Origin of the sequence: Pseudomonas sp. zfem002 (assembly GCF_032621685.1) — a bacterium.
In the GTDB taxonomy this organism is placed as follows: Bacteria; Pseudomonadota; Gammaproteobacteria; order Pseudomonadales; family Pseudomonadaceae; genus Aquipseudomonas; species Aquipseudomonas japonica.
In genome coordinates this window covers 217,654-232,716 of sequence record NZ_JAVYJH010000003.1, presented here as the reverse complement: position 1 = coordinate 232,716, position 15,063 = coordinate 217,654, and the positions used below count along the sequence as shown (strand labels likewise).

General features: G+C 63.2%; 13 protein-coding genes. 4 read left to right on the top strand and 9 right to left on the bottom strand.

Annotated features, from left to right (window positions below; translation table 11 throughout):
• Positions 1–4 precede the first annotated feature (4 nt).
• The gene (locus RTI28_RS06930; protein WP_316919759.1) at positions 5–577 is read left to right on the top strand and encodes a CsiV family protein; all 573 of its coding nucleotides are present in this window, start codon (positions 5–7) and stop codon (positions 575–577) included.
• A gap of 3 nt (positions 578–580) precedes the next feature.
• On the top strand, positions 581–3,910 hold the full coding sequence (locus RTI28_RS06925; RefSeq protein ID WP_316919758.1) for a DEAD/DEAH box helicase: 3,330 nt from the start codon (positions 581–583) through the stop codon (positions 3,908–3,910).
• A 55-nt stretch (positions 3,911–3,965) separates the two neighbouring features.
• Here the strand turns inward: RTI28_RS06925 and nagZ are convergent, their stop codons facing one another.
• From nagZ to RTI28_RS06910, 3 genes are read right to left on the bottom strand one after another with little or no spacing between them, the layout of a single operon-like run.
• A complete protein-coding gene (nagZ, locus tag RTI28_RS06920) occupies positions 3,966–4,964 on the bottom strand; it encodes a beta-N-acetylhexosaminidase (RefSeq protein ID WP_316919867.1) in 999 nt (332 codons plus the stop codon).
• A gap of 22 nt (positions 4,965–4,986) precedes the next feature.
• Positions 4,987–5,511, bottom strand: a complete 525-nt coding sequence (locus RTI28_RS06915; RefSeq protein WP_316919757.1) for a L,D-transpeptidase — start codon at positions 5,509–5,511, stop codon at positions 4,987–4,989.
• A gap of 45 nt (positions 5,512–5,556) precedes the next feature.
• On the bottom strand, positions 5,557–6,270 hold the full coding sequence (locus RTI28_RS06910; protein WP_316919756.1) for a TetR/AcrR family transcriptional regulator: 714 nt from the start codon (positions 6,268–6,270) through the stop codon (positions 5,557–5,559).
• Between the two features lie 214 nt (positions 6,271–6,484).
• On the opposite strand from RTI28_RS06910, the gene lexA reads away from it, so the two are divergent.
• Both lexA and sulA read left to right on the top strand, forming a co-directional pair.
• Complete coding sequence (gene lexA, locus RTI28_RS06905; protein WP_316919755.1) at positions 6,485–7,096, top strand: transcriptional repressor LexA; 612 nt, start codon at positions 6,485–6,487, stop codon at positions 7,094–7,096.
• 13 nt (positions 7,097–7,109) lie between these two features.
• The gene (gene sulA, locus RTI28_RS06900; protein ID WP_316919754.1) at positions 7,110–7,583 is read left to right on the top strand and encodes an SOS-induced cell division inhibitor SulA; all 474 of its coding nucleotides are present in this window, start codon (positions 7,110–7,112) and stop codon (positions 7,581–7,583) included.
• Between the two features lie 55 nt (positions 7,584–7,638).
• On the opposite strand, the gene RTI28_RS06895 is transcribed toward sulA, so the two are convergent.
• The 6 genes from RTI28_RS06895 to fadB all read right to left on the bottom strand — a co-directional run bounded on the left by RTI28_RS06895 (position 7,639) and on the right by fadB (position 15,050).
• Entirely contained in the window at positions 7,639–7,875 is a 237-nt protein-coding gene (locus RTI28_RS06895; RefSeq protein ID WP_042124341.1) for a hypothetical protein, read from the bottom strand.
• Between the two features lie 51 nt (positions 7,876–7,926).
• On the bottom strand, positions 7,927–8,448 hold the full coding sequence (locus RTI28_RS06890) for a DUF6586 family protein (RefSeq protein WP_316919753.1): 522 nt from the start codon (positions 8,446–8,448) through the stop codon (positions 7,927–7,929).
• Between the two features lie 210 nt (positions 8,449–8,658).
• A complete protein-coding gene (gene topA, locus RTI28_RS06885; protein WP_316919752.1) occupies positions 8,659–11,268 on the bottom strand; it encodes a type I DNA topoisomerase in 2,610 nt (869 codons plus the stop codon).
• Positions 11,269–11,368: 100 nt separating this feature from the next.
• Entirely contained in the window at positions 11,369–11,620 is a 252-nt protein-coding gene (locus tag RTI28_RS06880) for a DUF1653 domain-containing protein (RefSeq protein WP_316919751.1), read from the bottom strand.
• Between the two features lie 75 nt (positions 11,621–11,695).
• Positions 11,696–12,871 (bottom strand): acetyl-CoA C-acyltransferase FadA, encoded by a 1,176-nt coding sequence (fadA, locus tag RTI28_RS06875; protein ID WP_316919750.1) that lies wholly within the window; start codon positions 12,869–12,871, stop codon positions 11,696–11,698.
• Between the two features lie 31 nt (positions 12,872–12,902).
• Complete coding sequence (gene fadB, locus RTI28_RS06870) at positions 12,903–15,050, bottom strand: fatty acid oxidation complex subunit alpha FadB (protein WP_316919749.1); 2,148 nt, start codon at positions 15,048–15,050, stop codon at positions 12,903–12,905.
• Positions 15,051–15,063 lie beyond the last annotated feature (13 nt).

The window sequence follows — 15,063 nt, the reverse complement described above, 5'->3', positions numbered from 1 at the left end:
ACCCATGCGTGCCATTCGCAACCTGACCCTGCTGCTGGCGCTGATCGCCCCGGCCGCCTTAGCCGACACCCAGTACCTGGTGGAAATGATCCTGGTGCGGCAGAACAGCGTACCGGCCATCACCAGCCAGTTCGCCCCGGAAGACTGGAAAGGCGGCGGCGCGCCGATCGCCGAGTACGATGTGCGCCAGCCGATCCTCGACGACGAAGTCGAGCGCCTGTCCGCCGACAGCCAGTACACCGTGCTGCTGCGCAAGGCCTGGCAGCAGAACGTCAGCAGCGAAGCCTCCCGGGTCGCCTTCAGCGACGGCCAGGAGCAGTTCGGCCACTTTCCCATCGAAGGCAACCTGAGCCTGAAAGAGGGGCGCTTCCTCGATGTCGAGGCCAACCTGTGGGTCAACCAGTTCGACGGCAATGGCGCGGTGATGCAGAGCGAACAGTTCCGCCAGGGCAACAGCAATGTGAAGAATGCCGAGCTGACCTTCCTCGATGGCGGGCATCTGGCCCTGCTGCTGAAGATTCGCAAGGCGGGAGCGCCGGCGAGTGCGGCGCCTGATCCTGCTCTGATGGAGCAATAGCGGATGTCTGTCGTAATCGACCTGCTGTTGGACGATAACCGCTGGGAACGTCACTTCAGTCGCATGATTCTCGGTCGAGGTCGCGAATACGCAGCACAGCAGCGCGTCACTATCCAGAACATCGAGGACGCCGACGACATCGACGCCGGCGAGGTCAGCGAAATCGTTCACGCCACCTGCCAGGGCTCGGAAGGCAACCTCTACCGGCAGACCATAACGATCAGCCCGGGCCACCGCTGGATCTCCCTCGATTGCCAGTGCACCTGCCCGGTGCGCTCCGACTGCAAGCATTGCGCCGCGGTGATCTACCACCTGCAAGCCAATCAGGGCGCGGCTGCGAAGCCGCCCCCGGAACGGATGCCCACCGACCTGCAGACCTGGCTGGACGGGCTGGAAAAACCGCCTGCCAGCGAAATCAAGCCTGACCGCCAGGGCCGCGGGCTCTACTACTTCATCCATTTCGACGAAGACATTTTCTGCCTCAAGCTCAAGAAAGGCACCCGGCAGGCCGACGACAGAATCCAGTTTGCCAAGCTGCAATCCGTTCCCGAGTTGCTGTATCAACCGCCAAAGTACATCACCGCGGAAGACCGCCAGATCCTCCTGCGCCTCAACCGCAAGCAGAACACCTGGTTGATGACCTTCCCGCTGGATGAGACGCACGACAGTGAAATCTTCCAGCAGGCCCTGGCCACAGGCCGCCTGATGTTCATGGAAGGCATGCCCGCGGTACAGCAAGGTCCCGCGCGCCATGCCGACTTCCGCTGGGTCCGCCTCGACAATGGCAACTATCGCGGCGACTGGTACGCCGGCGACGCGCGGCTGGGCATGATCCTGCCGCTGCAACCGCTCTATTACTTCAATGGCGAAACCCAGCAGGCCGGCCTGGTCGAGCATGACCTCGATCCCCATGTCGCCCAGCAACTGAGCCGCGCCCCGGATGTCCCGGAGCCGCTGGTGGCGCAGCTCAGCCACCGCCTCAGCGCCCTGGGCAAGCAGGTGCCGACCCCGACCCGGCTGCAGGAAGAAACCCTCGACCATCTGCGCCCGGTCGCCCACCTGATCCTCGCCAGCCACGAATTCAGTGCCTACGCCCCGAAAACCGGGCGCATGCAGCGCCAACTGCAACACCGCGCCGCCCTCTCCTTCAGCTACGAGGGCCTGCGCACCAGCGGCGCGGACAACAAGCCGCTGACCCGCCTCGCCGGCAGCACCCGCCAGACCATCCAGCGCGACAAGGCGGCGGAGCAGGCGCTGCGCAAGCCCCTGCAGCGCTGGGGCTTCAAGGTCGCCACCCGGCAGAGCAAGGCGCTGCCGGAAAGCGCCGGGGAAATGCTTCTGCTGGACACCGACCAGGAATGGCTGGCCTTCGCCCGCGAAGGCATTCCGGCACTGCGCGAGGCGGGCTGGGAAATCGAGATTCGTCCGGACTTCGCCTTCAACCTGCAGAACATCGACGCCTGGTACGCCGATATCGAAGAAGCCCCGGGGCACCAGTGGTTCGACCTGGAACTGGGCATCGAGGTCAATGGCGAGCGCCACAGCCTGCTGCCGATCCTCCTGCAGTTGCTGCGCAGCAACCCTGAACTGCTGCGCGCCAGCGAGCTGGCCAGGCGTGGCGACGACGAGCACCTGCTGGTCGATCTCAATCGCCACCGCCATGACCTCGCCGCCGCGCGGGTGGCCCTGCCCTACGGACGAATCAAGCCGTTGATGGCGACCCTCGGCGAGCTCTATCTGCACGAAAGCGATGGCCGCTCGCTACGCCTGGCCGCACCCGACGCGGCACGCCTGAGCCACCTCGACGATCTCCCGCTGACCTGGCAGGGCGGCGAGCGCCTGCGCCATTTCGCGGCGCGCCTGAAAACCGCCCAGTACAGCGAAGTACAGGCGCCGGCGGGCCTGAACGCGACGCTGCGCCCCTATCAGCTCGAAGGCCTGAGCTGGCTGCAGACCCTGCGCGACCTCGATGCCGGCGGCCTGCTCGGCGACGACATGGGCCTGGGCAAGACCCTGCAGACCCTCAGCCACCTGCTCGCCGAAAAGAACGCCGGACGCCTGAAAACGCCGGCCCTGGCGGTCATGCCCACCAGCCTGATCCCCAACTGGCTGGACGAGGCCGAGCGCTTCACCCCGCAGTTGCGGGTAGTCGCCCTGCATGGCGGCGGGCGCAGCAAGCATTTCGCCAACCTGCTCGACTACGACCTGGTGCTGACCACCTACGCCCTGCTGCCCCGCGATCTCGAGCACTTCACCCGGCATACCTGGCACGTCCTGGTGCTCGACGAAGCACAGAACGTCAAGAACGCCACCAGCAAGGCCGCCCAGGCCGCCCGCGAGATCCAGGCCAACCAGCGGCTGTGCCTCACCGGTACGCCGATGGAAAACAACCTGGGCGAGCTGTGGTCGATCTTCCATTTCCTCATGCCCGGCTGGCTTGGTGACAGCAAGAGCTTCAGCCGCGACTACCGCACCCCGATCGAACGCCACGGCGACAGCGAGCGCATGAGCCATCTGGCAGCGCGGATCCGTCCGTTCCTGCTGCGCCGGACCAAGGAACAGGTGGCCACCGAACTGCCGGCCAAGAGCGAAATCGTCCACTGGGTCGACCTCAGCGACGCCCAACGCGACACCTATGAAACCGTGCGGGTGGCCATGGACAGCAAGGTCCGCGCGGAAATCACCCGCAACGGCGCGGCGCGCAGCCAGATCGTCATCCTCGACGCCCTGCTCAAGCTGCGCCAGGTCTGCTGCGACCTGCGCCTGGTGGCCAACGCCAAGGTGAAAGGCTCGCAATCCGACAAGGGCAAGCTCGGCAGCCTGATGGACATGCTCGACGACCTGCTCAGCGAAGGGCGCCGGATCCTGCTGTTTTCCCAGTTCACCTCGATGCTCGCCCTGATCGAGGAAGAGCTGGAAAAACGCAAGATCCGCTACAGCCTGCTGACCGGCGACACCAAGGACCGGCGCGCACCGGTGCAGGCATTCCAGAACGGCGAAACGCCGCTGTTCCTGATCAGCCTGAAAGCCGGCGGAACCGGCCTGAACCTGACGGCGGCGGACACGGTGATCCACTACGACCCGTGGTGGAACCCGGCCACCGAGAGCCAGGCCACCGACCGCGCGTACCGCATCGGCCAGGACAAGCCGGTGTTCGTCTACAAGCTGATCACGCGGGGAACGGTGGAAGAAAAGATCCAGCAGTTGCAGAAAGACAAGGCAGCGCTGGCGGCCGGGTTGCTGGCAGGCAATGAAGGTGGCCAGTGGAAGCTGGCATCGGATGATATCGAGGCGCTGTTTGCGCCGTTGCCGGAGCAGCAGAAGACACGTTGAGTCGGGTTGCCTTCAACGGCCTCATCGCTGCGATGAGGCCGTTGAAACCAGCAAATCAATCCACCAGTTGCGCCTGCTTCAACGCCCCCAGCGCCTCCAGCCAGCGTGGCTGCTGACGATAATCGGTACGTGCGAAGCCACGCCCCCGCATCGCCGCGATCCGCGGCGAAGGCTTCACCTTCAGGCGCTGCGCCGCGCTCAGGGCCAGCTCCGCCGCCGCCCGGTCGTTGCACACCAGCCCCATGTCGCAGCCGGCACTCAGTGCCGCCTCGATACGACTGGCCGCGTCGCCGACCACATGAGCGCCAGCCATGGACAGGTCGTCGCTGAAGATCACCCCGGAGAAGCCCAGCTCGCCGCGCAGGATGTCCTGCAGCCAGCGCCGCGAGAAACCCGCAGGCTGGTTGTCGATCTGGGGATAGATGACGTGGGCCGGCATCACCGCGGCCAGTTGACCACTCAAGCGCGTGAACGGCACCAGGTCGGCAGCGCGGATCTGCTCGAGACTGCGCTCGTCGGTGGGAATGGCCACATGGGAATCGGCCTCGGCCCAGCCATGCCCCGGGAAGTGCTTGCCGCACGCGGCCATGCCGGCTGCGTTCATGCCGCGAATGAAGGCCCCGGCCAATGCCGTGGCGCGCTGCGGGTCGCCTTCGAAGGCGCGGCTGCCGACCACCGCGCTGCGCTGGTGATCGAGGTCGAGCACCGGGGCGAAACTCAGGTCCAGGCCCACCGCCAGCACCTCGCTCGCCATCAGCCAGCCACACTGCTCGGCGAGGTATTCGGCATTCTCGTTGTCGGCGATGGCGCGCATCGCCGGCAGGCGCACGAAACCCTGGCGCAGACGCTGCACGCGCCCGCCTTCCTGGTCGACAGCAAGAATCAGATCCGGGCGAATGGCGCGGATCGACGCGCTCAGCTCGCGCACCTGGCGCGGGCTGTCGATATTGCGGGCAAAGATGATCAGGCCGGCCACTTCGGGCTGGCGCAGGAGATGGCGGTCTTCGGCGGTCAGCCAGGTACCGGCGATGTCTACCATCAGGGAGCCTTGCAGGCTGGAGCTCATAAATGATCCTTCAGTTGAGGGGGGCACCGGCCCACTGTGGGCAAGCCGCCTCTTCGATACGTACCGGGCAATGAAGCGGAATCTGGTCGAACAGCCCCGGCAGATCGGCATTGCGCAGGCGGATGCAGCCATGGGACAGCGGAATGCCCATGGGTTCACTGTCCGGCGTGCCGTGCAGATAGATGTAGCGACGGAAGGTATCTACCTGCCCCAGGCGATTGCGCCCGGGTTCGCAGCCGCTGAGCCAGAGGATGCGGGTGAGGATCCAGTCGCGACCGGGGAATTGGTCATGCAGCTCGGGCGTCCAGGTCTCGCCGGTCCAGCGCCTGCCACGCAGCACCGCGCCCCGGGGCAGGCCAGCACCGATCTTCGCGCGCACCTGATGCAGGCCACGCGGCGTGCAGCCGGAACCGTTGCGTTCACCTGGACCATTGAGCGCCGTGGAAACCGGCAGACGCACGACCAGACGACCCTGGGAAAACCCGTAGAGGCATTGATCGGCAAGGGAAATGTGCAGCAGATCGAGAATAGACATGGGGCGCTAGCTTAGCCGAAGCCAGGCGCCGCGCCCAGTCGTCAGTCAGGCCTTGGCCGGCACCGGCGCGCTGCTCGACTTGCTCCGCGGGCGCAGTTGCGCAGCTGCCATCGCCTCATCGGTGACACCGCTGTCGGCACGCATGCCCGCGGCCAGGAACGGCACCATCAGGCGCATCACCTGCTCGATCGAGGTATTGATGCCGAAGTCGGTCTCGGCGATCGCCCGCAGTGCCTTGATACCAGACATGCTGAACGCCGCGGCGCCAAGCATGAAGTGCACGCGCCAGAACAGCTCGATGGGGGGAATGCGCGGCGCGGCTTCGTTGACCAGCAGCATGTAGCGACGGAATACCTTGCCGTACATGTCTTCCAGGTAACGCCGCAGATGCCCCTGGCTCTGACTGAAGGCCAGGCCCAGCAGACGCATGAAGATGGACAGGTCGTTGCCGCTGCGTGGCTGTACCACCAGGGCCTGCTCGACCAGCATCTCGAGGAGTTCCTCGAGGTTCGGCTTGTGCTCCGGACGCGCCTGGCGGCGGTCCAGCTCACGCTCGAGGCTCTGGCAGAACGGTCCGAGGAAGCGCGAGAAAACGGCCTGGATCAGGGCCTTTTTCGAACCGAAGTGATAGTTGACGGCTGCCAGGTTGACCCCAGCCTTGCTGGTGATCAGCCGCAGCGAGGTTTCCGCGAAACCTTTTTCCGCGAACAGCTGCTCGGCAGCATCGAGGATGCGTTCGACGGTTTCCGATTGGGCCATGAGTAATCTACCTGACAAACAGTTGTTTGAAACATACGTTTCATCCTCATGACTGTCAAGTCAGGGGCGCTATTAGATCACAGCCGCCGGCTTCAGGCTGCAGGCGACAAGACAGACCGCAGTGCTTTTTCGTGCCGCCTGGAGCTTGAGGCTTGCAGCTCGCCATGCACTGTATATAATTCCAGTCACTGTATAAAAAGACAGAGCCATCGACATGCTAAAACTGACGCCACGCCAAGCTGAGATTCTGGCTTTTATCAAGCGCTGCCTGGAAGAGAACGGCTTCCCCCCGACCCGGGCCGAAATCGCTCAGGAGCTGGGCTTCAAGTCCCCCAACGCCGCCGAGGAGCACCTCAAGGCGCTGGCGCGCAAGGGCGCGATCGAGATGACCCCAGGCGCATCCCGCGGCATCCGCATTCCCGGCTTCGAAGCCAAGCCCCAGGATGAAAACTCGCTGCCGATCATCGGTCGGGTCGCCGCCGGTGCACCGATTCTCGCCGAGCAGCACATCGAGGAATCCTGCGCCATCAACCCGACCTTCTTCCATCCCCCCGCCGACTACCTGTTGCGCGTGCACGGCATGAGCATGAAGGACGTCGGCATCTTCGACGGCGATCTGCTGGCCGTACACACCTGCCGCGAGGCGCGCAATGGTCAGATCGTCGTAGCCCGCCTGGGTGACGAAGTGACGGTCAAGCGCTTCAAACGTGAAGGCAGCAAGGTCTGGCTGATTGCGGAAAACCCCGAATTCGCACCCATCGAGGTCAACCTGAAAGAACAGGATCTGGTGATCGAGGGCTTGAGCGTCGGCGTCATTCGCCGGTAAACCAGGAGGCGTCATGCAGTATTCCCATGCACCACAGCAAGCACAGTTACCCCTGTTCGAGGCTTTTCTGGCCCAGCCGGTCCTGCCCAAGCTGAAAGCCGAAAAGCCCGCGCGCGTCGGCAATGAACCGCAGGTGTTCAGCGAATTGTCTTTCCGTGGTGCCCTGGAGCACTGCCACAACCTGCTGGCGCCGGTCCTGCGTGAACTCAGCGAAGAAGAAGACGCCCGCTGGCTGACCCTGATCGCACCACCGGAAACCCTGACCCAGGCCTGGCTGCGCGATGCCGGCCTCAACCGCGAACGCATCCTGATCCTGCAACCGCGAGGCAACCAGAGTGCCCTGCAACTGGCCTGCGACGCCCTGCGCCTGGGCCGCAGCCATACGGTAGTGAGCTGGTTGAATCCGGTCAGCAATACCGGGCGGCAACAACTGATCCGTGCTGCAAGCGCAGGAAGCGCGCAGAGCCTGAATATTCGTCTGGGCTGATACCGCGATAACGCCGGGAATCCGGCTTCCTCATTGCGAGGAAGCCCGGCCACTATCAATGCAGTACGCGCGGTCCTTCGTCTTCCCGTTCAATCTCGCCTTCCACCAGGCGACCCGCCATCTGTACACCAACGCTGAGCATGGCCTTGGCTACTTCGACGTGCTGACCCTGCAGGAACGCCTTGGCGTCTTCGGAGAAGTTCAGGGTTACCAGGGAACCCTCGTCCTCGGCACGGCGCAGCTCGATGCGACCGTCTGGCAATTCGACAATTTCTAGAAAGGACGTGGGCATATCAGGATTGTTCTCCAGGAAAGGCCGGCATTGTAACAGCGCAGGTCACGATCAGCACTCACTCAAGCCTTCACGGAAACGAACGGTCAGTTTCTTCAGGTTCTGCCGCCATTCCTCCAGTTCTTCCCGGGACAGAGGGGCTGCTTCAGGCTCATCGAGGCTGACAGCGTGGATCAGCGGCTGGGTGACATCACCCTTGGGCGCCTTGATGGCGACCGGCGGTTTGAACAAATCGGAATAAGCTTTCAACAGACGCGCCAGCCAGGTCTCGGACTGCTGCGCCAGTTCCACCAGTTCAGCCATTTCCGGAATAGCGATGCTTTCCAGCACTTCAGGGGTCAGCAACAGCTCGGCACGGGATGCGGTGGCCTGCGGCAAGCGGTAGAAGCCGGCAATCTCATGACACAGCCCCAGCAATGCCCCATAAAGATGGAACAGTGCCGACTCGCGCTCGGCCTGGACCAGCGCCTGGGCGTTCATCGCCCGACTGTCCTGCGCCTTGCCAAGACCTTCGAGAGCCAGGCCAGCGAAGAAAATTTTCTGATTGGTGCGGGTATAGAGTTCCTGGGCCATGAGGGCGCTCTCCGATAAGGCTGCGGGGGCAAGTCTGTCAGTTTCGGGGAAGCCTCGGCCCGCTGCAAGGATCGATCACTGATTTTGTTCCCGAGAGCCTCATCGCGGGCCGGGTGGCGTTCCGCCTGCCAGCGATGAGCACCTCAAAGACAAACAAAAAGGCCGCACCTGACATCGTCAGACGCGGCCCTGGCTCAGCCCTTCAACGACTCAGCTCTTGTCCTCGACCTTCCACGCCTTGCCGTCATAGAACGCACGCCAGCCGGTGGGCTTGCCGTCCACTTCGGTCTGCACGTACTGCTCCTTGGTCTTGCGGCTGTAGCGAATCACCGCCGGACGACCTTCCGGATCCTTCTGCGGCGCGTCGCAAAGGAAATGGTACTTAGGATCGATCTCGTGCTTGTGCGGGATGATCTCCTGCACCAGCGGCGCACGGGTCTCACGATTTTTCGGGAACTGGCTGGCAGCCAGGAACAGGCCCGAAGCACCGTCACGCAGCACGTAGGTGTCGTTGACCTTCTCGCACTTGAGTTCGGGCATGTCCACCTTGTCCATCTTCGGTGGCGCCGCCTCGCCGCTCTTCAGCAGTTTGCGGGTGTTCTTGCACTCGGCGTTGGTGCAGCCGAAGAACTTGCCGAAACGGCCCGTCTTGAGCTGCATCTCGCTGCCGCACTTGTCGCATTCCAGGCTCGGACCTTCGTAGCCCTTGATCCGGTAGTTGCCTTCCTCGATCTCGTAGCCCGCGCAATCCGGGTTGTTGCCACAAATGTGCAGCTTGCGCTTCTCGTCCAGCAGGTAGGCATCCATCGCCGTCGCGCAGATCGGGCAACGGTGCTTGCCACGCAGCACGCGAGACTCGGACTCACCCTCGTCGTCCGCGGCGATCTCATCGCCCGGCACCAGGTTCACCGTGGCCTTGCAGCGCTCTTTCGGCGGCAGGCTGTAGCCCGAGCAGCCCAGGAAGACACCGGTGGAAGCGGTGCGGATCATCATGGGCCGGCCGCATTCCTTGCACGGGATGTCGGTCGGGGTCGGCTGGTTGGCACGCATGCCGTCTTCGCTGGACTCCGCGACCTGCAGCTTCTTGCTGAAATCGCCGTAGAACTCGTCGAGAACGTTCTTCCAGTCACGCTCGCCCTGGGCCACGTCGTCGAGATTCTCCTCCATGCCGGCGGTGAAGCCGTAGTCCATCAGGTTGGAGAAGCTCTCGGACAGGCGCTCGGTGACGATGTCGCCCATCTTCTCGGAATAGAAGCGACGGTTGTGCAGCGTCACATAGCCGCGGTCCTGGATGGTGGAAATGATCGCCGCGTAGGTCGACGGACGGCCAATCCCGCGTTTCTCCATTTCCTTGACCAGGCTGGCTTCGGAGTAGCGCGCCGGCGGCTTGGTGAAGTGCTGGCTCGGATCTAGCTGAATCAGCTTGAGCACTTCACCCTGGTTCATTTCCGGCAAGACATCGTCTTCGCCCGGCTTGCTCTGCTGCGGCAGCACCCGAGTGTAGCCGTCGAACTTGAGGATGCGGCCCTTGGCACGCAGTTCGAAATCGCCGGCGGCGACGCTGACGGTGGTCGACAGGTACTGCGCCGGTGGCATCTGGCAGGCGAGGAACTGGCGCCAGATCAGTTCGTACAGGCGCTCGGCGTCACGCTCCATGCCGCTGAGCTTGCTCGGATGGGTGTTGACGTCGGACGGGCGGATCGCTTCGTGCGCTTCCTGAGCCCCTTCCTTGCTGCCGTAGACGATCGGTGCCTCGGGCAGGTACTTCTTGCCGAACTCGTTCTCGATGTAGCTGCGCGCCATCTCGAGGGCGTCGCTCGACAGGTTGGTCGAGTCGGTACGCATGTAGGTGATGTAGCCAGCTTCGTAGAGCCGCTGCGCCATCATCATGGTCTTCTTCACGCCGAAGCCGAGACGATTGCTCGCCGCCTGCTGCAGGGTCGAAGTGATGAAGGGTGCCGACGGCTTGGAACTGGTCGGACGGTCCTCACGCTTGGCCACGCTGTAGCTGGAGGCCTTGAGCTTCTCCAGCGCCGCCATGGCCTGGGCTTCGTTCAGCGGCTTGAAGGCCTCGCCGTTCTCGCGGGCGACCTCGAAACGCACCTTGGCGTCCTTGGCGGTACCCAGGTCGGCGTGGACTTCCCAGTACTCTTCCGGAATGAAGGCACGGATCTCGCGCTCGCGCTCGACCACCAGCTTGACCGCCACCGACTGCACCCGGCCGGCCGACAGGCCACGGGCGATCTTCGACCACAGCAGCGGCGAGACCATGTAGCCGACCACGCGGTCGAGGAAACGCCGGGCCTGCTGCGCGTTGACCCGGTCGATATCCAGGTCGCCCGGCTGGGAGAAGGCTTCCTGGATGGCTTTCTTGGTGATTTCGTTGAACACCACGCGCTTGTAGCGGCTGTCGTCACCCCCGATGGCTTCCCGCAGGTGCCAGGCAATGGCCTCCCCTTCGCGGTCCAAGTCGGTTGCGAGATAGATGGTGTCGGCATCCTTGGCCAGACGACGCAGTTCGTCGATGACCTTCTCCTTGCCCGGGAGAATTTCGTACTTGGCTTTCCAGCCGTGATCCGGATCGACGCCCATGCGCGCGACCAGCTGCTTGCGCGCCTTTTCCTTGGGCGACAGGGCCGGCGCTTCGCCAGCAGTCTTGCCGCGCTTGGCAGCGGGTTCCTTGGAGGCACTGGCCGAACCGCTGGTAGGCAGGTCTCGGATATGGCCGATACTCGACTTCACCACGTACTGGTTGCCCAGGTACTTGTTGATGGTCTTGGCCTTAGCCGGGGATTCCACAATGACCAGCGATTTGCCCATGGATCGGAAAATTCCTGAATATCGAAAATAAAAACGCGACAGGTACCTGACGCGGCACCGCTATATATAGTGGCTATAGAATGAGGTCAAGCGCGGGAGTTCAGACGCCGTCGCCATCCGGACGCGAAAACAGCGTCGCCTCGGCCTCGACCAAAGCAAAGCGTGGGACCTGCTCGCCGTCAACTTCCACCGACTCCAGAAACATCGACAGCGGCCGTACCCACAGGCCGTATTCGCCGTACAGGGCCTGGTAGAACACCACCCACTCCTCGCTTTCGGAATGCCGCGCAGTGCCAAAGACACGGTACTCAGGCCCTTTGTAGTGCCGGTAGACGCCTGGTTGTATCTGCATGTCGCTGGCCCTCTGAAAAAAAATCCAAAAAAACAAAAACCGGGGCACCAGGCCCCGGTTTGGTCAACAACGCGATCAGACGCGCTCGAAGACCGTGGTGATCCCCTGGCCGAGGCCGACGCACATGGTCGACACACCGAAAGTACCACCGTTCTGCTTCATCACGTTGAGCAGCGTGCCGGAGATCCGCGCGCCCGAGCAACCGAACGGGTGACCCAGGGCGATCGCGCCGCCGTGAAGGTTAACCTTCTCGTCCATCTTGTCGAGCACTTTCAGATCCTTCAGCACTGGCAGGGCCTGTGCGGCGAAGGCTTCGTTGAGCTCGAAGAAGTCGATGTCGGCAATGCTCAGGCCAGCGCGCTTGAGCGCTTTCTGGGTCGCGGGGACCGGACCGTAGCCCATGATCGCCGGATCGACGCCAGCCACGGCCATGGAGCGGATAACCGCCAGCGGCTGGATGCCCAGGTCCTGGGCGCGCTGCGCCGACATCACGATCATGCACGAGGCACCATCGGTGATCTGCGAGGAAGTGCCCGCGGTCACGGTACCGCCTTTCGGGTTGAACGCAGGTCGCAACGCCGCCAGGCTTTCCAGGGTGGTGTCCGGACGAATGGTTTCATCGTAGTCGAAGACCTTGAGGAAACCGTTCTCGTCGTAGCCCTGCATCGGGATGATCTCGTCCTTGAACTTGCCTTCCACGGTCGCCTTGTGGGCGAGCTGGTGCGAACGCAGGCCGAACAGGTCCTGCTGCTCGCGGCTGATGCCGTGCATCTTGCCGAGCATTTCCGCAGTCAGGCCCATCATGCCGGAAGCCTTGGCGGCGTACAGGGACATGTGCGGGTTCGGGTCGACGCCGTGCATCATGCTGACGTGCCCCATGTGCTCGACACCACCGACGACGAAGACGTCGCCGTTGCCGGTCATGATTGCCTGGGCAGCGGTGTGCAGCGCGCTCATCGACGAGCCGCACAGGCGGCTGACGGTCTGGCCGGCGGCGGTGTGCGGGATCTGGGTCATCAGCGACGCCATGCGCGCGATGTTCCAGCCCTGCTCCAGGGTCTGGTTGACGCAGCCCCAGATCACGTCCTCGACTTCCGCCGGATCGATCTTGGCGTTGCGCTCCAGGACCTTGCTGATCAGGTGCGCGGACATGTCTTCGGCGCGGGTATTGCGGTGCATGCCACCCTTGGAGCGGCCCATCGGCGTGCGACCGAAGTCGACAATCACCACGTCTCTTGGATTCAGGCTCATATATTTACTCTCGCTCTATACCGTTGGGCGCTTAACCGAAGAAGCGCTGGCCGTTCTTGGCCATCTCACGCAGCTTCGCGGTGGGGTGGTACAGCGGGCCCAGATCGGCGTACTTGTCTGCCAGGGCAACGAACTCGGCCACACCGATCGAATCGATGTAGCGCAGCGCGCCGCCGCGGAAGGGAGGGAAACCGATGCCGTAGACCAGGCCCATGTCGGCCTCGGCCGCGGTCTCGACGATGCCGTCTTCCAGACAGCGCACGGTTTCCAGGCACAGCGGCACCATCATCCAGTTGATGATGTCCTCGTCGCTGACCTCGCGTTGTTCGTAGACGACCGGCTTGAGCACTTCCAGGACCGAGGCGTCGGCGACTTTCTTCGGCTTGCCGCGCTTGTCGGTTTCGTAGGCATAGAAGCCCTTGCCGTTCTTCTGGCCCAGGCGATTGGCTTCGTAGAGCGCGTCGATGGCAGAACGACGATCGTCCTTCATGCGATCCGGGAAGCCTTCAGCCATCACGTCGCGACCGTGGTGGCCGGTGTCAATGCCGACCACGTCCATCAGGTACGCCGGGCCCATCGGCCAGCCGAACTTCTCCATGACCTTGTCGATGCGGACGAAGTCGACACCGGCGCTGACCAGCCTGGCGAAGCCGCCGAAATACGGGAACAGCACGCGGTTGACCAAGAAGCCCGGGCAGTCGTTGACCACGATCGGGTTCTTGCCCATCTTCTTGGCGTAGGCAACGGTGGTGGCGACTGCCACGTCGCTGGACTTCTCGCCACGGATCACTTCCACCAGCGGCATCATGTGCACCGGGTTGAAGAAGTGCATGCCGACGAAGTTTTCCGGACGCTTCAGCGCCTTGGCCAGCAGGTTGATGGAGATGGTCGAGGTGTTGGAGGCGAGAATCGCGTTCTCCTTGACCTGGCCTTCCACTTCGGCCAGCACGGCCTGCTTGACTTTCGGGTTCTCGACCACGGCTTCGACGACGATGTCGACATTGCCGAAATCACCGTAGGACAAGGCCGGACGAATCGCATTCAGTGCCTCGGCCATCTTCGCCGGGGTCAGGCGACCTTTCTCGACACGCTTGCCGAGCAGCTTGGAGGCTTCGTTCAGGCCGAGCTGGATGGCTTCCTCGCGGATGTCCTTCATCAGGATCGGAGTGCCCTTGACCGCGGACTGGTAGGCGATGCCGCCACCCATGATGCCGGCGCCGAGAACGGCGGCCTGCTTCACGTCGTGGGCGATTTCATCGTGGGCCTTGGCCTTGCGCTTCAGTTCCTGGTCGTTGAGGAACAGGCCGATGAGGCTTTCCGCAACCGAGGTCTTGGCCAGCTTGGCGAAGCCGGCGGCTTCGACGTCCAGGGCCTTGTCACGGGTGAAGTTGGCGGCTTTCTGGATGGTCTTGATCGCTTCCACCGGTGCCGGGTAGTTCGGACCGGCCTGGCCGGCGACGAAGCCCTTGGCGGTCTCGAAGGCCATCATCTGCTCGATGGCGTTCAGCTTGAGCTTTTCCAGCTTAGGCTGACGCTTGGCCTTGTGGTCGAACTCGCCGCTGATGGCGCGCTTGACCAGGTCCAGCGCGGCTTCATGCAGCTTGGCGGGAGCAACCACGGCATCGACGGCGCCGACCTTCAGGGCATCTTCGGCACGGTTTTCCTTGCCCGAGGCGATCCACTCGATCGCGTTGTCGGCACCGATCAGGCGTGGCAGACGCACGGTACCGCCGAAGCCCGGGTAGATACCCAGCTTGACTTCCGGCAGACCGATCTTGGCGCTGCTGGACATGACCCGGTAGTCGGCCGCCAGGCACATCTCCAGGCCGCCACCCAGGGCGATGCCGTTGATGGCGACGACGGTCGGCACTTCGAGGTCTTCGAAGGCATTGAAAATGCGGTTGGCTTCCAGGTTGCCGGCGACCAGTTCGGCCTCGGGCAGCTTGAAGTTGTCGACGAATTCGGTGATGTCCGCGCCGACGATGAAGACGTCCTTGCCACTGCTGACAATCACGCCCTTGATCGATGCGTCGGCCTTGATGGTGTCCACCGCCTGACGCAGTTCGTTCAGGGTAAGACGGTTGAATTTGTTGACGGACTCACCCTTGAGGTCGAACTTCAGTTCGACGATGCCGCTTTCAAGAGCCTTAACCGTGATGGCTTTACCTTCGTAAATCATCAACTGATCTCCA